Consider the following 25115-nt stretch of genomic DNA (forward strand, 5'->3'; position numbering starts at 1 on the left):
TTGCCCCCGGTTCGAGGGGTTCAGCGTTTATCCGCCAAAGCGATACTTCAGGCGAACACCGAACATCCGCGGCTCGCCATAGATCACCCCTTGCGCACCGATCGTCTGGTAAACGCCGGTGTTGCTGATGAGGTAGGTCTTGTTGGCGATGTTGGTGCCGAACACGCTGATATCGAGCGGCATGGCGAAGAAGTTCTTCCATTCGAGCGTCGCATTGAGCAAGCCATAGCTCGGCAGGAGCACGCCCGGCTCGTTGGTCGTGCCGTCCGGGAAGGTTTCGGTGGAGAACGGCGCGGTCGGTTGCTTGTCTGTCCAGGCATACGACACATAGACGCTGACATTGCCGACCTTTTCTGGAGTCGGCACAGTCACCCGGCCATAGACCGAAACGATATTCGGCGACAGGTATTGCAACGGGCGGCAACCCATGTTCGCCCCGGCATAGACCTTGGGCGAATTGATCGACGTGGCCGTGCAGTCCCAGACACCGGAATTCGAGTTGAAAACGAACGATTTGTAGTGAGATTCAAGGTGGCTGTAGTTACCGCCGAGTTCGAGGAAGCTCGACGGCTTGACCATCCATTCGGCCTCAATACCCTTGATCACCGCCGAAGCATTGTTCAGCGTAATCGCACCATTACCGCCCGTTGCCAGGTTATAGTCACCCGCAGCGCGCTGGATATTGCTGTAATCCATGTAGAAGCCGTTGACGTTGAGCATGGTCGGCATGCCGGCGACTTTATAGTTCGACTTGAATCCGGCTTCATAGTCGGTGACATTTTCGGGTCCGAAGGTCCGCGTATTGTCAAACACCGCGTAGGAATTGAAGCCCCCCGCCTTGTAGCCACGCGTGACCTTGGCATAGAGCATCACGTTGCGATCGGGGCGGTAATCGAGCCCAATGGTCCAGTTCGGCGCTGAACTGTTGAGCCTTGCGCCGAACTGGCATTGGGTCAGCGGATTGATCACCGCCCCCCCCGTCCACGAGCAACCGGTCACATATTGCGCGCCATTTTGCAGGTTGACATAGTTCCACGAGGCCGCCGATCCGATCACGGTGTCCCAGGTATAGCGATAGCCGCCGGTCAGGCGCAGATGGTCAAGCGCCGGAGTCAGCGCGCCAAGATCGAGCGTGGCCTGTCCATAGAGCGCCTTTGAACGGTTCGTCACAGCGACCTGCGATGTGCCAATCGGGCAGGCTTCCGGGGTCGCGGCCGCGCAGACGTTGACCGACCAGGACTGCATGGTGCCGCCAGGCGTTTCGTTGAAATAGAAACCACCAAAAGTATAGGTCAGCTTCTTGTCGAAGGCGCTGCCTTGCAATTGCAGTTCTTCGGTGAACTGTTTGTACCAGTCACGCGGCGCAGTGCGGCTTTCAACCGTGGTGCCGCTATCATAGATCGGCACATCCAACCCCGATGTCGACTGCCCGTAGTACTCCTTGATTTCCGACCAACTGACAATATTTCGCAGTTTCAGAGACGAATTGAGGTCGATGTCGGTCGTATTGGTTATACCGCCGGTCGAAAGCCGCTCGAAATCGTCCATGTCATGCGCAGTCTGGCGAATGCCAAGCGCCTGCTGCCGGGCGACGGCGTTGGTGTAAAGGCTGCAATTGGCAACGCCTGTCCCTGCGCCGCAGAAATTGTAGGAAGGGGCAATCGCGCCCAGCGGGTAATATACGCCGCCGCCCACCGGGATCGGCGTTTCTGCAAGCCCGACCAGATGCGCCGTATTGACCGAGACGCCGATCGTGCCCGTACCGTTGCTGTGCGATTCGGTGTAATAGCCCATGGTATAGTTGGTGACGTTGTCGAACGGCTGAAGCCACAGGCCGATCCGCCCGGTACGCCAATGCTGATCATCGCGCGCCTTGTTCCAGACGACATCATAGGTGAAACCATCGCGGTCGTGCGAGGCGCCGACCAGACGCAGCCGCACCTTGTCGTTCACCGGCAGGTTCAGCACCACCTCGGCTTCATTGAGGTTGTAATTGCCGTATCCCGCCTGGATATGGCCTTCGAGTTTGTCGGTCGGCTTGGCCGGGGTCAGCAGAATTGCGCCGCCCGTGGTGTTGCGCCCGAACAGCGTGCCCTGCGCCCCTTCAAGAACCTGCATGCTCTGCAAGTCGACAAAATTGCCCGGCCCGCCCTGGCTCGAAAGGGTATAGCCAGCCGGCAGCGGCACTTCGTTAAAATAGAGCACGACCGCAGGCGAACCCTGGAACGAGGCACTCTGCCCACGAATCGACGGCGATTGCACATCGCGCGAGGCTTGCCCGTTGGGCGCAATGACCAGCGACGGGACCGAGGCCGAAAGATCCTGCAACTGCGTGATGCCGCGTTCCTGGATACTGGCGGCGGAAATTGCGGTCAGTGAAATCGGCACGTCTTGCGCGCGTTCTTCGCGCCGGTTGGCGGTGACGATGATTTCCGGCGTGCTTGGTTGCGCAGATGCGGCACTGGGAGCCGCGTCATCGGCCCATGCCAGCTGCGGCATGGCGCCGCCGCACATGACCACGCCACCCAGCAAGGCGGCAACCAGCGTCTTGTGATTTGCCATGGGCCGTTGCCCTGAAAGCCCCACGCGATCGGTGATCCTCACGATATCCTCCCTCTCATCAAACATTGTCATCGGCGCCCGAAAGATGGGCCATCCGGTGCCAGGAGGAAGGCACGCAAATCGGGCTACGCCTCGATGGCGCATCCAACCGCATGGTCGCTTCAGAAATCCTCAGCCCGGATAATTCTTGTTTGTGCCCCCATGTTAGCAACTACGCAAATTGAGCACAAGATCGATTTCTGATCTTTCTTTGCGTAAAGTAATTGAGCATCCGCTCCCCATCCCCCCAGCGCCCACCATCACGCATGATAGGCACAACGCACAAAAAAACCGCCTGCCGACACGATGCCGGCAGGCAGTTTTTATTTATAATTCAGTATTTTGCAGCTATTCAGGCAGCGCGAGTGCCCGACCGCTTGTCGAGCGTTACAGTCAGGCCGTTGACCCGGCCCTGGAATTCGGGGGCCTTTGCGCGCGGGTTATAGAACTGGCGATACCAGGTCCGCACTTTGCCAAAGGGCCCGTCGGCGGGAATCACCAGCGGGTTGAGGCAGGCGCGCTTGTTGGCCCAGATCTCGACATCCTGCGCAAAGGCCAACCGGCTGCCTTCCTGATACAGCAGCGCGTTGGCGCGGTCTTCATCGGTGGTTTCGCGCGATCCGTCGTGCACTTTGACCATCAAGGCGTGCCATGCTCGACTGACCCCGTCCTCGACGGGGGTGTTGGCGATCATGATGAAACTGTCGAATGTACCGGCCATTTCCGATTGGAGAAAACCGGGCCCCTCGTACCAGGTGTCGAGCGCAAGTTGATCCTCGGCAGAGGCCGTCAGCGTACGATGTCCGGCGCTGTAATACTGATGGACGGTATGGCCCATGAATTCATTGGCGAAATACTGCCAGTCCGTGGCCCCGTGGATCGGAACGAAATGGCCGACATCGGCCATGTTGTCGAGGATCTCGATGCCATGGCAGCCAAGATCGCCCATATAGTCGATCTTCCATTCGACCCAGCCCGGCTCACCGAAATGGCCGCCGAAATTGGCCAGTTCGACATCGGGTTCGAGCCCTTCGGGATCGTGCCACATCCAGATGATCCCCGCACGTTCGATGATCGGATATGTCTGCAGCTTTGCCGCCTTGGGGATGAAATCCGAATAGGGAATATGATTGCACGCGCCGTCGGCGCCAAAGCGCCAGCCGTGGAACGGGCAGCGAATCGATTCGCCTTCAACATGCTCGCCATCGCGCACGATGTAGGACGTGCTGTTTTTCGCCAGATGCGCGCCCATATGCGGGCAATAGGCATCGACCACATAGGCCGTGCCGCTTTCACCCCGATAGAGCACCAGATCCTTGCCAAAATAGCGGATCGGGGCGGGCGTGCGCGTCGCATCACTTGCCGGGCCGATCATGAACCAGCCGCGCGGAAAGTCGAAATCGCCCAGCCCATATTCGCGAGAGGTCGCCATCGTGCATCTGCTCCTAGCCAGACCGCCCTTTGCCTTTGCGACGGGCGGCGCATTTGCCCTATCAATACGGCGCTCGCCCCCGATTTGCGAAAGAAATTGCGCTGCACACTATTTGTGCAAAAATGCACGCATGATTCAATGGTCCGATCTTGAAATGTTTCTCGCCGCAGTGCGCGCCGGGTCCTACACCGCCGCCGGGCGCCAGCTCGGGGTAAACCGCACCACGGTCGGACGCCGGGTGGAGGCGTTGGAACAGGCGCTGGGCATTGCGCTGTTCGACTATTCCGCGCTGGGCCCTGCACCAACCCGTGCGGGCCAGCGCGTGCTGGCCGCAGCCGAAGCGATCGAGCGCGAAATTGCCGCGATGGGCCACGACATCGGCGGCAATCACTTGCGCGAGGCACCGATCCGTGTGGCCGGGTCGGCGGGAATCGTCAGCGAATTCCTGCCTGATCTCGCCCTGTTTCGCCGCGCCAACCCCGATTGCCCGATCGAGATCCTTGATGAACTCGACCCGCTGGAGGCGCTGACCCAACGTCGCGCCGATCTGGCGCTGGCGCTGGTGCGATCCTCCCCGCTGCGCTTTGCCGGGCGGCAGGTCGCCGTGCTGCAACAGGCGCCTTATGGCCGCAGGGGTGCCGGCGATCTCGAACCGATCGGCTGGGGGCTGGAATTCGAATCCGCACTTTCGGGCGCGCCCTGGACAACGGCCAATCCGTTGGGCGAAGAGGCTCTGGCGGCAGGCCTGGTGACCTGCAATTCGTGGCCACAGATGAAGCTTGCCACACTGTCGGGCCTGGGCCGGGCCAGCCTCTGGTGCTTCGCCGGAGATGCCGAACCCACGCTTGAACGGCTGGCCCCACCCGATCCGCGCCACGAAAGCCCGCTGTGGCTGCTGCACCGCGCCAAGGCCCCGCCCGGGGCAGCGCTGCAACGCCTGATCGCGTTCCTTGAACAGGCGATTGCGAATCGAATCGGTGCCTGAGTCATTATTTTTCCGTACAGGAACTATCCTGTTGCGCGAATCACCATGCAACATGGCATTATAAATTACGCATTATGCAAAAGGGATGCGGATGACCGGGCACAGTCTCGTGCGCGATGCCGTGATCGACGCCCCGAACGACAGCCTGAACGACGAACGGAGAGACAATGACCCTGCAATCCGCCGATGCGACAGCCGATACCGTCGCGGCCCCGCAATTCGTGCGCGAAGACCTGTTGCAGGCCGCGCGCGACCGTACCGGGCTGTCCGACTTTGGCGACTTGTGGTTCCTCGAACCGATGGACCATTACATCGCGGCGGCCAATGCCGAGGCGCGGCTGACGCCCGAAGGTTTTGCCGGGCAGACCGAAGTGATCGTCAAGGGCCTCGCCAGCCGGTTGCGCATGGTCGAAGACATCCGGCGCCACCCTGAAATCCTGGAGGAACGGCTCGAAGTCGCCGGGATCATCCTTGGCCTGCCGCGTACCGGCAGCACGATCTTTCACCGCCTGCTCGCCAGCGCGCCGGGCATGACCGCAATCCGCTGGTTCGAGGCACAGAACTTTGCCCCCTTCCCCGACGAGGAACCGGGCAATCCCGCCGGCCGGCGTGCCTATGCCCAGGCGATGATCGACGGCTGGCTGCACTTGTCGCCCGAACTGGCGTCGATCCATCCGCTCGATCCCGATGCGCCGGACGAGGAAATCCTCATCATCGGGCAGATGTTCGTGTCGACGATGGTGGAGGCGATGACCTTCATCCCCTCATTCGCGCAATGGCTCGACACGTATGACCAGTCGCGCGGGCACGAGGATCTCAAGATCATCCTCAAATACCTGCAATGGCAGGACCCGGCGCGGCGCGGGTGCAAATGGATCCTCAAAAGCCCGTCGAACCTGCCCTATACCGAAGTCGCCGCGCGGGCCTTTCCCGATGCCGTGCTGATCATGACCCATCGCGACCCGCTCGACGTCGTGCCCAGCTACATCTCGATGGAATGCGCGCTCTACAAACTCAATTCGCATCATTCCGATGCCGAAGTCGCCGGTTTCTGGTTCCAGCGCCTGGCGGGATGGATGAAGCGGTTCGAAGCCGCGCGGGAACGCATCGGCGAGGACCGGTTCATCGATATCGACTATCGCCAGGTCGCGCGCGAACCCCTGCGCCAGGCCGAGCGCGTACTGGCCCGCATCGGCGTTCCGATCGATGCGCGGATCGAGGCAGCGCTGGCCGAATTCATGGCAGGCAACACCCGCGAACAGCGCCCCGCGCACGCCTATTCGCTCGACCGCTTTGGATTGGACGAGCCGACCATCGCAGCCGCCTTTGCCAGCTATCGAGAGCGATTCATCACCTGATCCGCGGGGGTCAATCGCCGTCGCGCGCCTGCCATTCGCCCGCACCGGCGCGGCGGACCTGCGTCATGTCCAGATTGCGCATGACCATCAGCGTCCCATACCAGTCGCGATCGAGCACGGCACTTTGGCGGTCACGGTCTGCCAGGGTCTGCACCTCCAGACGATAGCGCTCCATCATTTCGGCCAGTTGTGCGGCACCGACGCGCGACAATTTGTGCACTTCGGACACGTAGCACGTCTCTGGATCGCCGTAATCCAGCTCGAAGAACGCCGATTTCATATGGGTGTCGAACAGGCTGCGCAGCGGCAGCTTGCGAAACACCAGCGCGCGATCGACCCGCGCCCGCACACGCCCTCCACGCAGCCGGTCGATCAGCGCCAGCCGTTCGAGCCGCGCGAGCGAGGCGTCCATCGTGCGTTGGGGAATGGCGAAATCGGTCGCAATCTCGTCCGGCGGCACCCCGTTGAGCAGCGCCATGAACAGGAACGACAGAAAGATATTGGTCGACAAGGCCTTTTCCTGCGCCAGGGTCAGCTCATGCGCCAGCCCTCTGGGCGCGTCCTCCGCCTCGCGCGCCAGTTCGCCCAGAGTCAGCCCGACCAGTTTTGCCAGCGCATCGAGTCGCTCAAGCGTGACCCCCTTGCCCGCCAGCCAACGCTTGGCCGTTGCCTCGCCAATCGCCATTTCGCGCGCCAGTCGCGCCACGGTCCAGCCGCCCTGCCGCAAATGGCGGCGCAGCACGGCAAGCATGGCAGACGATGTCGATTCGTATCGCATGATGATCTGTAACAGATAATCAAATGATCCGCTTGGCAAGGGCCTGCTTCGTTACACCCATGCTGCACTTTATGCTGCAGCCAAACCGCCGACGCTCAGACGTTCGGCAATGACCATGGGAGAAACATAGTGACCGCCATCCTCATCAGGAACGGGACCGTCGTCGACGGCACCGGTGCTCCGGCCTGCAAGGCCGACGTCCGCATCCGGGACGGCGTGATCGCCGAGGTGGGCGAAGGCCTTGCCCCGGCGGGCGAACGCGTGTTCGACGCCACGGGGTGCCATGTCGCCCCCGGCTTCATCGAAAGCCATACCCATTACGACGGCACGATGTGGTGGCAAAACGATCTCGACCCGCTGCCCGGTTATGGCGCGACGACGATGATCCTCGGCAACTGCGGCTTTTCGCCGGCACCCCTGCACAAATACATGCCCGCGCAGCGCGAAATGATCGGCATCTTCTCGTTCTTTGAAGACATTCCCGAAGCCCCGTTCATGCAGAACCTGCCGTGGAACTGGAACCTGTGGTCGGAATACCGCGCCTCGGTCGAACGCCATGTCAAAGTGCCGTTGAACTATGCCGCCTATGTCGGCCATATCGCCATCCGCCTGGCCGCAATGGGGGTCGAAGCCTGGGATCGCGAGGCGACGCCCGCCGAAATCGCACGCATGGCCGAATTGCTTGATGACGCGCTGGCCGCCGGCGCGCTCGGCATGTCGGACAACATGCACGACCATGACGGACAGGACCGGCCGGTGCCGACGCTGAAGGCCAATGATGCCGAATTCACGGCGTTGTTCGACGTGATGGAACGCTATCCCGGCAGTTGTTACCAGGTGATCGTCGACACGTTCATGCGCATGACCGGTCCGGCAAACCTCGAACGCCTGTCCCGCCTGCTCGCGCACCGCAACATCAAGGTCCAGATCGCCGGCGCGATCCCGACTCTGGAATTCCAGAAAGGCATCCTGCCCGCGATGCAGGAAAGCGTGCGCAAAATGCGCGAAGCCGGGGTCGATGTCTGGCCGGGCTATGCCCACGTTTCGCCCACTTCGACGCTCAGCCTGGTCAAATCGCTGATCTTTGCGCAGTCGAATGATTACGTCTGGCACGAAGTCGTGCTGGAAGACGACCACCGCAAAAAGGCCGAATTGCTCGCCGATCCGGACTGGCGCGCGCGGGCGCGCGAAAGCTGGGACACCAAGGCGTGGGGCCATTCGCCGCTGAAGAACCCGCAGGAACTGTTCCTGCTCGACAGCGAAAACGGGACCGGCCCGGTGGGCATCACGCTCAAGGACTATGCCGACAGCCTCGGCCTGCACCGGTCTGACGCGATGGCCGACTGGATCTTGAAAAACGGCACGCGTTCGACCGTGCACATGGCCCCGTTCCCCAAGGACGAGGCGCTGACCATCGAACTGATGCGCGACCCGAAGACGGTGGGCAATATTTCCGACGCCGGCGCGCATCTGCAAATGCTGTGCGGCGGGGGCGAAAACGCCCTGCTGCTGACCCAGTATGTCCGCGACGAAAAGAAGCTGACGCTCGAACAAGCGATCCACGTCATGACCGGCAAGCTGGCGCTGCATTTCAACCTGACCGACCGGGGCGTGATCGCGGTGGGCAAGCGCGCCGACATTGCGGTGTTCAACATGGAGGAGATCCAGCGGCGCGAGATGGAAAAGGCCTACGACGTGCCCGACGGTCGCGGCGGAACGACCTGGCGCTTTACGCGCAAGGCGATGCCGACCCGTCTGACCCTGGTCAACGGCGTGCCGACCTTTGAAAACGGGGCCTACACCGGCGCAACGCCGGGCGAATTCCTGTCCCCCGCCAACGAAAACATCAGCCTCTCTATCGCAGCGGAGTAAGCGCCATGGTCGAAGTAAAAGTCGGTGAAGGCGAACGCGCCTATTTCAACGGCGGGATCAAGAAAATCGAAACGACCAGCTCGACGCTGGTCAGCTCGTCAAAATACCTCAACCACCCGGAACTGCGCGGGCTGATCGCGCAGGAAATGCTGCGGCGCAACGGGCCCGACATGCCCAATACCGCCTATATCCCCGAAGTGGCGCAGATCCTGATGATGATGGAGGATTTTTCCGAAGTCATCGGCCTGTTCGAAGCTGAAAAGGCCCGCCTGCCACTGTTTCGCACATGGCTCGAAAAGCGTCAGTTGGCGGATTTCAAAAAAGACGAAGTCAAGGATTGTGCGCCCGGCACGCTGGGCGCGGCATTGCATGATTTCATGGTCAACAGCGGCTATGAACTCGATATCTTCTACCGCGAAATCCAGGTGGTAAACGACCTGACGTATTATCTGCGACAGACGGCACTGACCCATGACATCGAACACCTGGTTTCCGGTTTCGGCCCCAACCACGGCGGCGAACTCGCGCTGATCAATGCCAACATGCATGCCAAAGTGCGGTATTTCCACCCGGTGCTCGCCGCGTTCTTCAACCGTGTGGCGATTTACCTGAAGGCCAAGACGATCATGAAAGACGGCCTCCATTACCCGCAAGCAATGGTGCTGAATCTCGAAGCGGAATATCAGGGCGCCATCCAGGGACGCAACTGGAAATACCCGATCATGCTGGCGCCGTGGCGCGACTGGGCGGATTGGCAAATCGCCGATATCCGCGAAGAGCTGGGGATCACGCCGGTCCCCGCCGAAGGGCTATGGGCCGATACCAACCGGCTCTGCAACGAAGACGATCCGCATTACGGGGAACCGCTGCTCGAAGCGGCAGAATAACAGGACGCAAGGCCTGCCCCCACCCGGCGCGAGCGACGCCGGGTGGGGTTGCGCCATGACCGGATCACGCACGATCCCCCGGAAAGTGCCGAAAAAACAAAAAATACAAAAACAATAACAATGGTGGGAGAGCAGATACGATGAACAGAAGCGCACGACGCAGCCCATTGCTGCGCGCATCGACTCTGGTAATGGCCATGGCCGGCCTTTCAACAACAGCCACCATGGCCCATGCCGAAGCCCCCGCCGATGGCGGCGCCACCGCCCCGCCAAGCGTTGAAGAGATCATCGTCACCGCGCAACGACGCGAAGAAAGCATCCAGAAAGTTCCCGTGGCCGTCACCGCGATCGGTGCGCAAGCACTCGGCGACTTGCGCGTCGCCAGCCTGCGCGACATCGCCGGGCTGGCGCCCAGCCTTGAAATGAACACCCAGGGGATGCAATCGAACCCGACGATCATCATTCGCGGCGTCGCCTCGGGCACATCCAGCAATTCGGTCGATCCCAAAGTCGGGATCTATATCGACGGGGTCTACATCGGTCGCACGACCGGTTCGCTGCTCGACTTTTCCGACATCCAGCGGCTCGAAGTGCTGCGCGGGCCGCAAGGCACACTGTTTGGCCGCAACGCCACCTCCGGGGCGATTTCGATCACCACGGCCGCGCCCAAGGGGGACTGGGCCGTCAACGGCACGCTGTCCTATGGCAATTACAACGCGTTTCGCGGCAAGCTGTCGGTCGATCTGCCCAAGATCGGGCCCTTCTCGATCAAGCTTTCCTATCTGCATGACCAGATCGAAGGCGATGTCACCAACACCATGGGTGGCCAGACCTTGAACCTTTCGGCGCGGGCGGCGGAATTCGGCACGCTGAAATTCGTATCCCGCCTTGGCGAGCGCAATGTCGATGGCGGGCAAGTCGCGGTGCGCGGGCAGTTTGGCGATGTCACCGCCGATTACCGGTTCGACTATACCGATTCCAACGCCAGTGCCCGTGCGATGCAATCGCTGGGCGTGATCCCCGACGCCTCGGGCCAATTGCTCGCTCCCATCGTCGCCTTGCAGCCCTATTTCGGCGGCACCACCAATCCCGGCACCGCCGGGCCTCTCAGCGCGGTTGCCGCAGCGACAAGCAACGAACATACCGTCACGCAAGGCCACAGCCTGACACTCAATTGGCACGCCAGTGACAGCATTTCCGTCAAAAGCATCACCGCCTATCGCCAGTTCACACAAGACCCGGTAATTTTCGACCTCGGCTCCGCCGGGGGCATGCGCTTTACCTTTGCGCAGCTTGGCGCGCTGATCACACCCGGCCTGAGTGCGCAACAGATTCAGGCGGCGCTGTTCAATCCCGCCAATGCCCCTGGCCCGATAGACTATTTCTTTCCGCTGCTCAGCGCGCGTTCGACCAGCCAGAAACAGTTCAGTCAGGAACTGCAAGTGCAGGTCACGCACGACCGCTATGAGTTGACCGCCGGGCTGTTCTATTTCGCCGAAAGCGCACCTGCCACCGAAGTGCTGGGTATTCTCGAACCGATGCCATCGGGCACGATCGTACCCAGCCCGCTCGATGCGACATTCGGCAGCGGCGTGACGCGCACCTATGCCCAAAACTATTCGATCGCGGCGTATGGTCAGCTGACCTGGCACCTGACCGACACGATTGACCTGACCGGCGGCCTGCGCGGCACGTTCGACAAGCGCCACTTGCGCCTCGACGAAATTTCTGCAGCCGAAGGCGGAAACCTGGGGGTCGGGGCCTATCGCCTGGCCTATTCGAAGGCCACGTATACCGCGATCGCCACCTGGCGCCCCGATCAGGACGCAACGATTTATGCCAAGACCGCCTCGGGCTATGTCTCCGGCGGCATTCTCAGCGGCATTCCCTACAAACCCGAAAGCCTGACCTCGTACGAAATCGGCTCCAAGACGCAGTTTCTGCAGAACCGGTTGCGGCTCAACCTGTCGGCTTATTACAACACGTATACCGACCTGCAGACGCAGAATTTCATCAATGGGGTGCAGTTCTTCGACAACGCGGGCAAGGCCGACATCAAGGGCTTCGAAGCGGAAACCGAAATCGTGCCGGTACGCGGGCTGACATTGTCGGGCAGCCTTGCCTATACTGACTTCACCTACAAGACATTCGTGCTGGTCGGCGTCGATGTCGCGTCTGTCGCGCGTCCGACGTATTTTTCCAACTGGACCGGACGGGCCGCGGCCACTTACAATTCGACCGAACTGACCAGCGGCGGCCCGCATGTCAGCGCGTTGATCGAGGCGCGTTATCGCAGCGCCTATTACCTGACCTCCACCCCGGAAGTGAACATTGCCACCGGGCAAAACGCGCTCGAAGACGTCAACCATCAGCCCGGTTATTGGCTGGTCAACGGCCGGCTGGGTCTGGCCGACCTGTCGCTGGGCGGCGCAAAAGTCTCGATCTCCGCATTTGGCGATAACCTGTTTGACAAGCGGTACATCAGCTTTGGCGCGCCGGTGCTCCTGCTTACCGGAATGTACGATCGCGGGCGGACCTACGGCATCGAACTGGGTGTCCGTTTCTAACAAACAAGGCCCGGCGCTGCCCGGTTTACCCACTGGGCAGTGAACCGCAAACTGAAAGGGCCGGGATCGCACAACGCGATCCCGGCCCTCTTTTTTGCGACCGTCTTTCCCGTCAGTCGTTGGCGCCGGTCAGGTCGCGTGCGGCAATATAGCCAAACGTCATCGCCGGGCCGATCGTCACGCCCGCGCCGGGATAGCTTTCCCCCATCGAAGAGGCCGCGTTGTTCCCCACCGCGTAAAGCCCGCCGATCGGTTCGCCCGCCGCGTCGACCACTTGCGCACGGGCGTTGGTGGTCAGCCCGCCATTGGTGCCGATGTCGCCGGGATAGATCGGCATGGCATAAAACGGAGCCTCGGTCAGCGGGCGCAAGCACGGATTGGGCTGGTGGCGATAATCGCCGTACATCTTGTCATAGGCCGCCTCGCCACGATGGAACTCGGGATCCTCGCCATTCGCGGCGCCTGCATTGAAGCGGTTGATCGTCACGCTGAGCGTGGCCGCATCGACGCCCATCGCCTTGGCCAGATCGGCAATCGTGCGGCCTTTTTTCATGATCTTGCGCACGCCGGGCGATTGCAACCAGTCGGGCATCAGCGGCAACAGCGGCCCCATCGGAAATTGCCGGCGATAGCGGGCATCAAACACCATCCAGCTTGGGCTGGCATCGCGATGCTCGGCCTGGCGGCGCGCCATCTGTTGCCCGACGATGTGATAGGACGCCGCTTCGTTGAGATAACGCTGCCCCTTCTGATTGACCATGATGCAGCCGGGCAAGGCGCGTTCGATCGTCACCAGCCTGCCGCGATCTTCACCCGGAACATGGAACACCGGCGCGGCCCAGGCCGAATGCAGGTTCATCGTGGCCGCGCCTGCCGCCGCCCCCGCGCGGATCGCATCGCCGGTATTGCTGGTCACCCCGCCCGACAGAGGCGCACTGCGATAGAGCGGCGCATGGACATCGCGCATCGCCTGATTCTTGTCGAAGCCGCCTGCGGCCAGGATCACGCCCTTGCGCGCGCGGATCCGGAAGGGACGACCGTTGCGCTCGACCACCAGGCCGACAACCCGCCCGTCTTCGCGCACCAGTTCCAGCATCGGGGTCGACAGCCACAACGGCACCCCCGCCGCGTTGACCGCCACGCGCAAGCCGCCGGTCAGGGCGTTGCCCAAAGTCAGCCGCCGATCCTTGCGCGAGGAAAAGCGCAGCGGCCAATCGAACCAATATTTCGCCATGTTGCGCGCAAGGCCCATGGCCCAGCCCTTGCTGCGATAGAGCAGTTGATAGGTCTCTGCGAAAGTCCAGTTGAGATAGCCGAACAGGCTGGCCGCCGGTGAAGGAAAACGCTGCGTCCCGAGATCATCGCCCAGCAGCGTTCCGTCAAACATTTCCGGCAGATGGGTGCGAAATCCGGTCGGCGATCCGCCGGGGTTTTCGGCGTGGTAATCGGGATAGGGCTGAGCGGTATAGACCACCGGCGTATTGGCGGTGACCCAGCGCAGCATGGCCGCAGCATTGTCGACATAGGCGCGGATATTCGCATCGGGCACATTGGGCGCCGACAGCGCGCGGACATAGCGGAACGCGTCGTCAAGATTGTCCTCGAACCCGGCGGCGCGCGCCTGGTCGCTGCCTGGAATCCAGATCCCCCCACCCGAGGTTGCGCTGGTTCCGCCCCATTGCGCATCCTTTTCGACGATCAGCACGTCGGCGCGGTTTTTCGCCGCGACCAGCGCGCTCAACAGGCCGCCCGCGCCCGAGCCGACCACGACGACATCGACTTCCTTATCCCAATTGCTGCTCATGGACATCCTGCCTGTCGGCGATTCCGCATGGCTGTCCGCCATTCCGGAATTCGCCACCCCAATTATTTCACGCAAAGCTCGCCCCTACTTGCCATCATGTCAACTCCATGCGTAAAATGTATGCAAATAATCTACGAACAATACAAAGGGAGAGTCATGGCCGAACTGACAGGCAAGGTAGCCCTGATCACCGGCGCCGGGCAAGGCATTGGCCAGGGCGTGGCGCTGGCCATGGCCGGCGCCGGCGCAGCGGTCGCGGTGACCGGGCGCACGCTCGAAAAAGTCGAGGAAACCGCGCGTCTGGTACGTGAACGCGGCGGCACCGCGCTGGCCCTGTCCGGCAATGTCAAAAGCGCCAGTGACCTCGCCTCGATCGTCGGGTTGACCGTCGCGGGGCTGGGCGGGATCGACATCCTGGTCAACAATGCCCAGGAAGTGCCGCTGGGCAAGCTCGACGATGTGACCGACGAGGCATTTCTGGCAGGCTTCGAATCGGGTCCGCTCGCGACGCTGCGCTTGATGAAGCTGGTACGCCCCCATCTCGTCGCGGGCGGCGGCGGCACGATCTTCAATTTCTGTTCGTCCGCCGGGATCCGCTGGGACATGGCCGGCTATGGCGCCTATGCGGCCGTGAAACAGGCGATCCGTTCGCTGACCCGCGCGGCCGCGGCGGAATGGGGCCGCGAAGGCATTCGCGTGCTGACCATTGCACCCCACGCCGAATCGCCGGGCCTGAAATGGTGGATCGAAAACAACCCCGAAGAGGCGCAGGCGTTTTTCCGCACGATTCCGCTGGGCCGTGTCGGTTCGCTGGAACAGGATATCGGCCGTGCGCTGGTTGCGCTGTGCGGCAGTGACCTGGCCTATCTGACCGGTGCGACGATCCCGCTTGATGGCGGCCAGGCCAACTTCGATTGAGGGGGATCCCATGGAAAAGGTGATTGCCGCGCTGTGGGCCCCCGATGCAGAGCCGCGCGAGGCTTTTGGCGCGCGTCTGCTCGCCACCTTGCCCGACGCGCTTGGCGCTGCGGGCGCAAGGCAGGTGCGGATCAATATCCGCGATGAGGCAGTAAAGCCCGGCGAGGCCTTGATCCAATCGTGGCAGGCGCCGCAACAGGCGGCGATCGCGCAATTTTGGCTGCCCTCGGCCAATGCCCGGTTTCGCGGCGCCATCGACGCCGCGCTCGCCGCGCACAGCGCGCGCTTTGCGCTGTGGCTGGTGGCCGAATCGTCGATCATCCCCAACACCGCCCATCCGGTCGGGCCCGGACAGCGGACCTGGGGGTGGAGCCAGGCAAGCTTCATCAGCTTTCGCCCCGATCTTGCCCGGTCCGCCGCGATCGAGCACTGGCACGGCCATCACACCCGCGTGGCGATCGAAACGCAGGCCAATTTCGAATATGTGCAGAACCTGATCGTGCGGCCGCTGACCGCCGATGCCCCGGCCTATGATGCCTTTGTCGAAGAATGCTTCGCGATCGAAGCGCTTGAACAGCCCGAAGTGTTCTTTGACGCGGTGGGCAATGCCGACCGCTTTCAGGCCAACCTGGCAACGATGATGGATAGCTGTCAGAGCTTCATCGATTTCAGCCGGATCGACATCATTCCGACCACACAGTTCGATTTCGCGCATCGCGACTGACCCGGCGATGGACCTCACACCCACCATTCTGGCCCCAACCATTCTGGCCCAGATGCAGACACCGACCGGTCGCGCCGAACTGGTCGAATGGCATTGGCCGACGATGTTCGATTTCACCCGGACCGAAGACTCGCTGATGGTCGAAATGTCGCTGCCGCCGATGGCTGCCGAAGCCTCCGCCTGCCTGCCCGAACTCGATCCCGCGCGCCGCTGCCACATGGGATCGCTGTTCGCGCGTTGGCCGGGGGTGATGGTCAGTGGACGGTCCGAAGGTGGGCATATCCGCGTGGTGCGCTGTGTCTTTGCCCCCGATCGGACTCGTGCGCTGCTGGCGGGGCGGCCCAGGCCCTCGACCGCGTTCCTCAAATCGCTGCTGGCGATCCGCAGCGAGGCCTTGCGCATGCTGATGCAACTGTTGCGCCGCGAACTGGCGAATCCGGTCGACCCGTCGGATGCGGCGATCGCCGCGCTGACCGAACTGATCGCCATCGAATTCGCCCGACTGATCGCGCGACCGGACGAACCGGTCGGCACCGGACGGCTGGCCGCGTGGCAATTTCGCCGCATTCGCGAAAGGCTGGCTGCCCCGGGCGCGGTGCCCAGCGTCGCGGAACTGGCCGCGCTGTGCGGGATCAGTGCCCGCCATCTGCATCGCCAGTTCCTCGCGCTGACCGGCGCAACGGTTGCTGACTATATCGAAAACGCCCGGATCGAACAGGCCAAGCGCCTGCTCCACGCCCGCGAGCACCCAATCAAGGCAATCGCCCTGGCCTGTGGCTTTGCCCATGCCAACAGCTTTGCGCGCGCCTTTCGCCGATCGACCGGGCTGACCCCGCTGGCATTTCGCCAGCGCGGGGACAGCCTGAGCACACCCATGATAACCCATTGAATCGAGAGGATACCGCCATGAAACAAGCAAAAGTCGCCCTTGTCACCGGGGCCAGTCGCGGCGCCGGGGCGGGAATTGCCCGCGGCTTTGGGGAAATGGGCTATACCGTCTATGTAACCGGCCGCACGATCACGCCGGGCAATGCGCGCGGCTGGGACGGCTCTGCCCTGCCCGGCACGGTCGCCCAAACCGCTGCCAAAGTGACCGCGCTTGGCGGCAAGGGCATCCCCGTGGTGTGCGACCATGCCGATGACGAGGCCGTGGCGCGACTGTTCGACCAGATCCGGTCCGAAGCGGGTCGGCTCGATGTGCTGGTCAACAACGCGGCCTTTATCCACGATCAGCTGATCGAGAAAAAGCCGTTCTGGGAAAAAGATCTCGACGCGCAAAAAATCCTCGATGTCGGCCTGCGCTCTGCCTATGTCGCCAGTTGGCATGCGGCCCGGATCATGGTGCCGCAAGGATCGGGCGTGATCGCCATGACCAGTTCGTTCGGCGCGAGCTGCTATATGCATGGCCCCGCCTATGGCGCCCAGAAAGCCGGGCTCGACAAGCTGGCGCACGACATGGAGCACGATCTGCGCGGCACCGGGGTGATCGCGGTTTCGCTGTGGCTGGGCATGCAGATCACCGAACGCTCGCAGATCGCCGCCGGAACGAATCCCGAACAGTACGAGGGTTTCCTCGCCATGGCGGAGAATCCCGAATTTTCCGCGCACGTCATCGATGCGATCGACAAGGCCCCCAACCGCGACGCGCTGTCGGGCGAAACGCTGATCGTCGCCGAAATCGCGCAGGAACTGGGCATCACCGATCGCGGCAGCCAGCCCCCGTCGCACCGCGCAATGCTGGGCAGCCCGCGCGCCAAGAACCCGGCAGCCGTTTACTGAACACGGCCCCGTCCGAACGGAGAGGATAGCACCCGCCATGACCACCACAGGGCCACAAGATCTGCACGGCGCCTTGAACTTTACCGGCAAGACCGTGCTGGTCACCGGCGGCGGGGTCGGCATCGGCCGCGCCATTGCCGAAGCCTTTGCCGGTGCCGGCGCGCGGCTGGTGATCGCCGAAATCGATCCAGACCGGGCCCGTGCGGTCGAAGCCGCGCTGCCAACGGCACGGGTGATCCACTGCGATGTGCTCAGGCGCGGGGTGCCAGCGATGCTGGCCGAACGCATCGCGGGCGAGACCGGAAAGCTTGACGTGCTGGTCAACAATGTCGGCAATTTCCTGCATGCCAAGCCCTTTGCCACGATGAGCGATGGCGAGATCGACGACGTGCTCGACATCAACATCGGGCAATTGCTGCGCATGACCCGCGCGATGATCCCCCTGTTGCGCAAGGCGGCGCCGGGTTCGTCGATCATCAATGTCAGCTCGATCGAGGCGTTTCGCGGCATTCCCCATTGCTCGGTCTATGCCGCCGCAAAGGCCGGAATCACCGGATTCACCAAGAGCCTGGCGCTCGAACTCGGGCCCGAGGGCATCCGCGTCAACGACATCGCGCCTGAAACCACCGATACGCCGCAAGTCGCGCTCGATACCATGATCCCCCCGGAAAACCGCGCGCACGAAGAGCGCTGGATCCCGCTGGGCCGCTTTGGACGGCCGGCCGATTGCGCCGGCGCGGCGCTCTATCTGGCCAGCCCGCTGGCCAGTTGGGTTACCGGGACCGCGATTCATGTCGATGGCGGCGCGCTCGCCGCATCGGGCTGGTATCGCACGCCGCAGGGCGAATGGTCGAATGTGCCGCTGATTTCGGGCAACGGTCTGGTCGTGCCGGGGTCGGCACAATGAGCGCGGACGATCTTGCCGCGCTGCGCGACGCGGCGGAGTCCTATGCCCGCGGTGCAGACCGGCGCGACAAGGATCTTTGGCGTGCGGTGCTTGCCGACGATGTCGAAATCCTCGGCCCCGGTTTTGCCATTGCAGGGCTTGAGGCCAATCTCGGATCGATCGATCACCTCGCCCACGCCTTCGTCGCGACGCGCCATGTCGTTCACGACATCGACGCGGTGATCGAGGGCGATACCGCGCATGGCGAAACCCGCTCTACTGCCGAACACCGCCTCGCCGGGGTCGATGGCGCCGACAAGCTGCTGGTTTGGGCGATCCGCTATCAGGACACATGGCGGCGCGACGGCGCCGCCTGGCGCTTCACCCGCCGCGAACTGGTGGTCGACTGGGAAGAGCTGCGCCCCGTTCGCCAGGTCGGGGGCAGCGCATGAACCGCGCGCCTCTGCTGCCCCGCAATCCTGCCAATCAAGCCAATCAAGGGAATCTCGCATGAAAGTTCTCGTCGTCGGTGGAACCGGCGCCCTGGGTGGTCACGCCGCCCTGCACCTCGCCGCCAAGGGCCACGACGTCACGATCACCGGGCGTGGCGAAGGCGCGCATCCCGACACGCCGCTCACCAGACTGGGCTATCTGCGCGGCGATTATGTCGCGGGCGATTTCACCCCGGAGCGGCTGCGCGGGTTCGACTGGGTGGTGTTTGCCGCAGGAAATGATCCGCGCCATGTTCCGCCTGGCGAAGATTTCGGCGCCTGGCTGCACCGGGCCAACCATGTCGCATTGCCCGCCTTCTTTGCCGCCGCGCGCGAGGCAGGGGTGTCGCGCGCCATTCAGCTCGGCAGCTTCTATGCCCAGGCCGCGCCGGAATTGCTTGAAGGCAATGTCTATATCCGCTCGCGCCTGGCTGCCTGCGAAGGCGCGCGCGCCGAAGGCCGCCCCGGGTTTGACGTGATCAGCGTCAATGCCCCCTTCATGGTCGGGACGGTGCCGGGCCTGCCATCGGCGATCTTTGAACCGTATACCCAATGGGCCAAGGGGCTGATCCCGATACCCGCCTATGCGCCGACCGGGGGCACCAATTTCATGTCGTTCCGGTCGTTGTCAGAGGCGATCGAGGGCGCCCTGCTTCGCGGCGAGCCGGGCAAGGCCTATCTGGTGGGCGATGAAAACCTGTCCTTTGCGCAGTATTTCCAACTGTTTTTCGACGCGGCCGGGCGCAGCGACGTGCGCGTCGAGCCGCTCGATCAGGAATTGCCGCTGCTGCCCGATGTCGCCATCCCCCAAGGGCGCGGAAATTTCATCAGCTATGAACCCGATGCGGACGAAACCGCTCTGCTCGGCTATCATCGCCGCGATGTCGCCAACGCGGTGCGCGAGATCATCGCGCAATTCGGCTGACACACGGAAAAAGAGGATACGATGACACTCAATCCGCAAGTCGAGGCGCTGCTCGGCTTTTTCGCACAGATGCCGCCCGTCGACATGGCCACGATCACCGCGCCCCAACTGCGCGCGATCAACGACCGGCCGATGCAGATGGGGCCGCCACCGGCTGTCGCCACCGTGCGCGACGTGGCGATCGACCTGCCCGGCCGGACTTTGCCCGCGCGGCTCTATGTGCCCGAAGGCGCGGGGGAAAATCCGCCGCTGGTGGTCTATTTCCACGGCGGCGGCTGGGTCATCGGCACCCTCGATACGCATGACGGCACATGCCGGGCCCTGGCCAATGCCAGCCGTGCGGCGGTGCTGTCGGTCGGCTATCGGCTCGCCCCGGAAGCCCCCTTCCCGGCCCCACTGGATGATTGCCATGATGCGCTGGTCTGGGCGCGCGACAATGCCGCGGCGCTGGGCATCGACGGCACGCGGCTGGCGGTCGCGGGCGACAGCGCGGGCGGAAATCTGGCCGCCGCCGTGGCGATCCGCGCGCGCGACGCGGGCGGTCCGGTGCTGCGCCATCAATTGCTGCTTTATCCGGTAACCGATGCCGATTTTACCCGCCCGTCCTATGTCGACAATGGCAGCGGGGCCTATTTCCTGTCGTCCGCGATGATGGAATGGTTCTGGAGCCAATATATTGGCGATCTGTCGCAAGGCCATGTCGAAGGCGCAACGGTGCTGCACGCGGCCGACCTTTCCGGCCTCGCTCCGGCGACGGTAATCATGGCCGAATACGATCCGCTGCGCGATGAAGGCCTCGCCTATGCGCAAGCCTTGCGGGCGGCAGGCAATGCGGTCCACAGCGTGGTTGCGCCGGGGATGATCCACGGCTTTTTCTCGATGTTCGAAGCCGTACCCGATGCCCTGCCTTATATCGACGATGCCGGGGCCCGGCTGAAAGCCGCCTTTTCCTGAACCGGGAACCGTACCCGCCGGATCATCCGGCGGGTGCGGTCCAGTTTCGATCAGAACGCGGTATTGCCGCCGTCGACCACCATGGCGTGGCCTGTCACAAAGCTGGCTGCCGGCGAGCAGAGCCAGACCACCGCCTCGGCAATTTCCGCAGCCGTGCCCATGCGCCCCATCGGCGTCATCGCATCGATTACCGCCTTCATTTGCGGATCGGCGACCAGCGGCGCGGTCATCGGCGTTTCGATCACGCCGGGGCAGACCGCGTTGACGCGGATACCGGCCTTTGCCCAGCGCAGCGCGCCGTGTCGGGCCAGCCCGACCACCCCGTGCTTGGCCGCGACATAGGCCGGTTGCCCGGGATTGCCGACCAGACCGTTGATCGAGGCCGTGTTGACGATCGCCCCGCCGCCGCGCGACACCATCACCGCAGCCTCTTCACGCATGCAACGCATCACCCCTGACAGATTGATGCCGATGTTGCGCTCCCAGATGGCATCATCGTATTCATCATCGCCCAACCGGTTGATCCCGGCATTGTTGAAGGCGCAATCGAGCCCGCCAAAGCGATCGACCGCAGCGGCGACCATGGCCTTGACCTCGTCAGCCTTGCTCACATCGCAGCGGAAAAAGCCGGCCTTGCCCCCCGCCGCCTCGATCAGGGCGACGGTTTCGGCGCCGCCGGCCTCGTTCACATCGCTGACGAGTACACTGGCCCCCGATCGCGCAAAGACCAGCGCTGCGGCGCGACCGATGCCGCCGCCTGCGCCGGTTACCAGCGCGACTTTGCCGTTCAGGCCGTAATTGATCCCCAAATCACTCATCCGCCGAATCCTCTCTCATCTTTTCGTAATGAACAGATTAGACGTTGACGCAAATGAAGGTCAATGACCGAAAATTCAGCGGCATTGCGAAATATCAAGCCACTTCACGCACCTCGCCTTTGCCGCGCAAGGTGACATGGCTGCCGTTGACGCGTTGCTGAATCTCGCGCGCCTTGTCACGCGGATTATAGAATTGCCGATACCAGATGCGCCCCTTGTGAAACGGGCCATCATCGGGAATCTGCAGCACGGTGATCGCCGCTTCCTTGTACTGCCACAGTTCGAAATCCTGGGCAAAGGCAGCCAGCCCCGCTTCGTGATAGGCCCGCGCGATCGCCTGTTCCTCGCGCGTTGGCTGATGGTTGTCGGCGGTCTGCGACATGACCGCAAACCACACGCGCACCTCGCCATCCCTGACCGGTGTGTTGCAGATCATCATCACCGAAGGGTGCTTGCCGGACATCCGGGACAAGAGGATGCCCGGGCCGGTGTACCACGTATCGGTTTCGAGCAAGGCGGCGGTATCGACCAGTGTGCGATGCCCGGCACCGAACCGCTGGCGCATGATATGGTCTTCATAAGTGTTTTCGAAATAGACATTGCCCAGGCTGCCGTGAACCGGCACGAAGTGGGCAACGTCTGCCATGTTGTCGAGGATCTCCTGCGGATGGATCGGCAGCGTGCCGAGATGATCGGGCTTCCACCTGACCCACCCGACATTTTCCCTGTCCCATTCGGCAAAGGCAGGCAGATCGAAATCGGGCTCGCCGCCTTCCATATCGTGCCACATCCAGATGCAACCGGCCTTTTCGACCACTGTGTAAGACGTGACGCAGGCCGCCTTGGGAATGCCGTGGTTGGAATAGGGAATGTCATCGCATGCGCCTTGCGCATTATAGCGCCAGCCGTGCGCCGGGCAGCGCAGCGAATCGCCTTCGACCTGGTTCCCGTCCTTGACCACATAGGAGGTGGTGTTGCGCGCCATGTGTACCCGCATATGCGGGCAGAACGCATCGAGCAGGATTGGCCGACCGCTCCCCTTGCCGCGGTAAAGCGCCATTTCCTTGCCGAAAAAGTGCACCGGCTGCGGCGCAGTGGTCACGTCATCGGCTATCGCGATCATGAACCAGCCGCGTGGATAAGCCAGCGGCCCAAGGCCATATTCTGCGGTCGTTGCCATGTCGTTATCTCCTCCGCCCGATCAGATGAAGCTGTCGGCGTTGGGCGCGCCCAGCATGACCGCCCCGAAATTTCGGCCCACGGTATTGGGATTGTTGGCGACATGCGTGCGCCCGGCATGGATGTCGCAGAACGTGCGTGCGATCGGACTGCCCCGATAGAGCCCGTCGGCGCCGGCAAGGTAGAACATCCGGCTGATCAGTTCGCAGCAACGACCCGAAATCTGCGCCGATTGATAGCGAAAGCGCAAACGCGTTTCGAGATCCGCCGATTCCCCCTTGCGCGCAAAGGCATTGAGCACGCCGAAATTGCGGAACAGGACAGTCTTCATCTCGTCGATCGCGGCGCGGGTTTCCGCGATCACGCCCTGCACGTCGGGATCGCCCGCAATGCTTGCCAGCGTGTTGTTGCTTTTCCGCTTTGCCCCGGTCGCTTCAAACACGTCGAGCGCGCCCTGCAGCGCCCCGATCGATGAGGACGACACCGCGCGAACAAACACCTGACCGAACGGCAGCTTGTAGAGCGGGCCGGGATTGTGCTTCGCGCCAGGGTTGGTCTGGGCAAAACCGTCTTTCGATCGGTGCGTGCGGTGCGCCGGGACAAAGGCATCGTCGACTGTCACGTCATGGCTGCCGGTGCCGCCCAGCCCGATCGTGTTCCAGATCGGCAGGACGGTAAAATCCTTGCGCGGGACCAGAAACGTCCAGAAATCAGGCACGCCGGTTTCGGGATCCTTCACCAGCCCGCCCAGAAATGCCCATTCGCAATGATCGACCCCGCTGGAAAAGCCCCAGCGGCCCGAAACGCGGTAGCCGCCATCGACCGGAGTCACTTCGGCACGCGGCATGTAGGACGAAGAGATCAGCGTGGTCGGATCATCGCCCCAGACATCGTCCTGCGCCTGGGGGTGGAACAGCGCGAGCTGCCAGTTGTGCACGGCGACGACGCCCAACACCCAGGCCGAAGACATGCAGCCTTCGGCCACTTTCATCTGCACCGCATAGAACACGTCCGGGTCCAGCTCATACCCGCCATAGCGCAGCGGCTGAAGGATCTTGAAAAACCCGGCATCCTGGAAATCGCGGATCGTTTCCGCAGGAACCCGGTTCCCGGCCTCGCACTGCGCAGCGCGTTCGCGCAAGACCGGCACCAGCGCCTGGGCCCGCGCGACCAGCTCGTCCGCAGTCGGCACCTTGATTGCCTCGATTACCGTCATCGCATCTCTCCCGGATCAGGCCGCGTCGGCCAGTTGTGCCTTTTCGTCGGCGCCAAAGCCGACGCTGAAATCGTGGCCCCACAGGCTCACTTCGGTAAATTCAAACTCGGTGTGCCGCGCCCAGTCGACTTGCAGCCCGCCGAAACCGTACTCGAGCGCAAAGCCGCCCGGTGTCTGGATGTAGAAACTGGTCATGTGATCATTGGTATGCTTGCCCAGCGTCGCCATCAGCCGCGCGCCGGATTTCAGCATCCGGTCATGGGCACGGCCGACTTCGTCGAGCGTCGGCACTTCGACCATCATGTGGACGCAGCCTGCGGGCACTGCCCCTTCGAACAGGGCCAGACTGTGATGGCGGGCATTGCCGCAATGCATGAAATCGATGCGCATTTCCGGGCCACCGGGCCCCAGCGGGCGGTGAACCATGAAATCCGACAGGCCAAAGCCCATGACATCGATCAGGAAATCGCGCGTTTGTGCAATATTGGGCGCGGGCAGCACGGCATGGCCATAGCCCAGATCACCGGTCACAAACGCCGGCACCCCGGCGGGCGAGACAAACCGGTCGAACGCGGAAACATAGCCATAGGCCAGTTCGTGCCGATTGCCCGCAGGATCGGTGAACCAGGCCATGTCGATGACATGGCGCAGCGCGCGTTCATCCTGCGTCGAGGGCTGGACTGTCACGCCGTGACCGGCCAGTTCGTCGATCGCGGCGTCGAATGCGCGGCGGCTGCGCACTTCCCAGCCGCTGGCGGCATAGCAATCATCCCTGCCCTGCTCGACAAAGATGCGCCCGGCGCGATCATCCAGCCGCAACGCGATGCCGCCGGGCAGACGCGTGGCAGAAAAACCGGCGATATCCTCGCCCAGCCGCACCCAGCTTTCCAGGTCGGTGGCGGTAACGACGCTATAAGCCAGCGCGGCAATGTCCATGATCG

General features: G+C 62.8%; 21 protein-coding genes. 13 read left to right on the forward strand and 8 right to left on the reverse strand.

The window, feature by feature from the left end:
• Positions 1 to 27 precede the first annotated feature (27 nt).
• Both AQZ50_RS00365 and AQZ50_RS00370 read right to left on the reverse strand, forming a co-directional pair.
• On the reverse strand, positions 28 to 2562 hold the full coding sequence (locus tag AQZ50_RS00365) for a TonB-dependent receptor (RefSeq protein ID WP_067741077.1): 2535 nt from the start codon (positions 2560 to 2562) through the stop codon (positions 28 to 30).
• A gap of 391 nt (positions 2563 to 2953) precedes the next feature.
• Positions 2954 to 4033 (reverse strand): 3-ketosteroid-9-alpha-monooxygenase, oxygenase component, encoded by a 1080-nt coding sequence (locus AQZ50_RS00370; RefSeq protein ID WP_067741078.1) that lies wholly within the window; start codon positions 4031 to 4033, stop codon positions 2954 to 2956.
• A 130-nt stretch (positions 4034 to 4163) separates the two neighbouring features.
• On the opposite strand from AQZ50_RS00370, the gene AQZ50_RS00375 reads away from it, so the two are divergent.
• A complete protein-coding gene (locus AQZ50_RS00375) occupies positions 4164 to 5018 on the forward strand; it encodes a LysR family transcriptional regulator (protein ID WP_067741080.1) in 855 nt (284 codons plus the stop codon).
• A gap of 167 nt (positions 5019 to 5185) precedes the next feature.
• Positions 5186 to 6376, forward strand: coding sequence for a sulfotransferase family protein (locus AQZ50_RS00380; RefSeq protein ID WP_067741081.1), 1191 nt, complete (start codon positions 5186 to 5188; stop codon positions 6374 to 6376).
• A gap of 10 nt (positions 6377 to 6386) precedes the next feature.
• Here the strand turns inward: AQZ50_RS00380 and AQZ50_RS00385 are convergent, their stop codons facing one another.
• Positions 6387 to 7154, reverse strand: a complete 768-nt coding sequence (locus AQZ50_RS00385) for a helix-turn-helix domain-containing protein (RefSeq protein ID WP_231730032.1) — start codon at positions 7152 to 7154, stop codon at positions 6387 to 6389.
• 129 nt (positions 7155 to 7283) lie between these two features.
• On the opposite strand from AQZ50_RS00385, the gene AQZ50_RS00390 reads away from it, so the two are divergent.
• The 3 genes from AQZ50_RS00390 (at position 7284) to AQZ50_RS00400 (ending at position 12480) form a co-directional block, all read left to right on the forward strand.
• Complete coding sequence (locus AQZ50_RS00390; protein ID WP_067741084.1) at positions 7284 to 9026, forward strand: N-acyl-D-amino-acid deacylase family protein; 1743 nt, start codon at positions 7284 to 7286, stop codon at positions 9024 to 9026.
• Positions 9027 to 9031: 5 nt separating this feature from the next.
• Entirely contained in the window at positions 9032 to 9913 is an 882-nt protein-coding gene (locus tag AQZ50_RS00395; protein ID WP_067741087.1) for a hypothetical protein, read from the forward strand.
• 197 nt (positions 9914 to 10110) lie between these two features.
• Positions 10111 to 12480 (forward strand): TonB-dependent receptor, encoded by a 2370-nt coding sequence (locus tag AQZ50_RS00400; RefSeq protein ID WP_231730033.1) that lies wholly within the window; start codon positions 10111 to 10113, stop codon positions 12478 to 12480.
• Positions 12481 to 12592: 112 nt separating this feature from the next.
• Here the strand turns inward: AQZ50_RS00400 and AQZ50_RS00405 are convergent, their stop codons facing one another.
• Entirely contained in the window at positions 12593 to 14284 is a 1692-nt protein-coding gene (locus tag AQZ50_RS00405) for an FAD-dependent oxidoreductase (RefSeq protein WP_067742266.1), read from the reverse strand.
• Positions 14285 to 14440: 156 nt separating this feature from the next.
• On the opposite strand from AQZ50_RS00405, the gene AQZ50_RS00410 reads away from it, so the two are divergent.
• From AQZ50_RS00410 to estDL136, 8 genes are read left to right on the forward strand one after another with little or no spacing between them, the layout of a single operon-like run.
• On the forward strand, positions 14441 to 15202 hold the full coding sequence (locus AQZ50_RS00410; protein ID WP_067741090.1) for an SDR family NAD(P)-dependent oxidoreductase: 762 nt from the start codon (positions 14441 to 14443) through the stop codon (positions 15200 to 15202).
• Positions 15203 to 15212: 10 nt separating this feature from the next.
• Positions 15213 to 15926, forward strand: a complete 714-nt coding sequence (locus AQZ50_RS00415) for an EthD domain-containing protein (RefSeq protein WP_067741093.1) — start codon at positions 15213 to 15215, stop codon at positions 15924 to 15926.
• A 7-nt stretch (positions 15927 to 15933) separates the two neighbouring features.
• Positions 15934 to 16815, forward strand: coding sequence for an AraC family transcriptional regulator (locus tag AQZ50_RS00420; RefSeq protein WP_067741096.1), 882 nt, complete (start codon positions 15934 to 15936; stop codon positions 16813 to 16815).
• A 17-nt stretch (positions 16816 to 16832) separates the two neighbouring features.
• On the forward strand, positions 16833 to 17705 hold the full coding sequence (locus tag AQZ50_RS00425; protein ID WP_067741099.1) for an SDR family NAD(P)-dependent oxidoreductase: 873 nt from the start codon (positions 16833 to 16835) through the stop codon (positions 17703 to 17705).
• Between the two features lie 37 nt (positions 17706 to 17742).
• Entirely contained in the window at positions 17743 to 18612 is an 870-nt protein-coding gene (locus tag AQZ50_RS00430; protein WP_067741102.1) for an SDR family NAD(P)-dependent oxidoreductase, read from the forward strand.
• Positions 18609 to 19043: a nuclear transport factor 2 family protein gene (locus tag AQZ50_RS00435; protein WP_067741105.1), complete on the forward strand. Its 435-nt coding sequence runs from the start codon at positions 18609 to 18611 to the stop codon at positions 19041 to 19043. The genes AQZ50_RS00430 and AQZ50_RS00435 overlap by 4 nt, the downstream gene beginning before the upstream one ends.
• A 58-nt stretch (positions 19044 to 19101) precedes the next feature.
• On the forward strand, positions 19102 to 20007 hold the full coding sequence (locus AQZ50_RS00440; RefSeq protein WP_067741108.1) for an NAD-dependent epimerase/dehydratase family protein: 906 nt from the start codon (positions 19102 to 19104) through the stop codon (positions 20005 to 20007).
• A 21-nt stretch (positions 20008 to 20028) separates the two neighbouring features.
• A complete protein-coding gene (gene estDL136, locus AQZ50_RS00445; protein WP_067741111.1) occupies positions 20029 to 20961 on the forward strand; it encodes a chloramphenicol hydrolase in 933 nt (310 codons plus the stop codon).
• 50 nt (positions 20962 to 21011) lie between these two features.
• Here the strand turns inward: estDL136 and AQZ50_RS00450 are convergent, their stop codons facing one another.
• The 4 genes from AQZ50_RS00450 to AQZ50_RS00465 all read right to left on the reverse strand — a co-directional run bounded on the left by AQZ50_RS00450 (position 21012) and on the right by AQZ50_RS00465 (position 25110).
• On the reverse strand, positions 21012 to 21779 hold the full coding sequence (locus AQZ50_RS00450) for an SDR family oxidoreductase (protein WP_067741114.1): 768 nt from the start codon (positions 21777 to 21779) through the stop codon (positions 21012 to 21014).
• 94 nt (positions 21780 to 21873) lie between these two features.
• Positions 21874 to 22959, reverse strand: coding sequence for a 3-ketosteroid-9-alpha-monooxygenase, oxygenase component (locus AQZ50_RS00455; RefSeq protein ID WP_067741117.1), 1086 nt, complete (start codon positions 22957 to 22959; stop codon positions 21874 to 21876).
• A 21-nt stretch (positions 22960 to 22980) separates the two neighbouring features.
• Positions 22981 to 24174, reverse strand: a complete 1194-nt coding sequence (locus AQZ50_RS00460) for a flavin-dependent monooxygenase (protein WP_067741120.1) — start codon at positions 24172 to 24174, stop codon at positions 22981 to 22983.
• 15 nt (positions 24175 to 24189) lie between these two features.
• On the reverse strand, positions 24190 to 25110 hold the full coding sequence (locus AQZ50_RS00465; RefSeq protein ID WP_197412343.1) for a VOC family protein: 921 nt from the start codon (positions 25108 to 25110) through the stop codon (positions 24190 to 24192).
• Positions 25111 to 25115 lie beyond the last annotated feature (5 nt).

Origin of the sequence: Novosphingobium sp. Fuku2-ISO-50 (assembly GCF_001519055.1) — a bacterium.
GTDB lineage: Bacteria > Pseudomonadota > Alphaproteobacteria > Sphingomonadales > Sphingomonadaceae > Novosphingobium.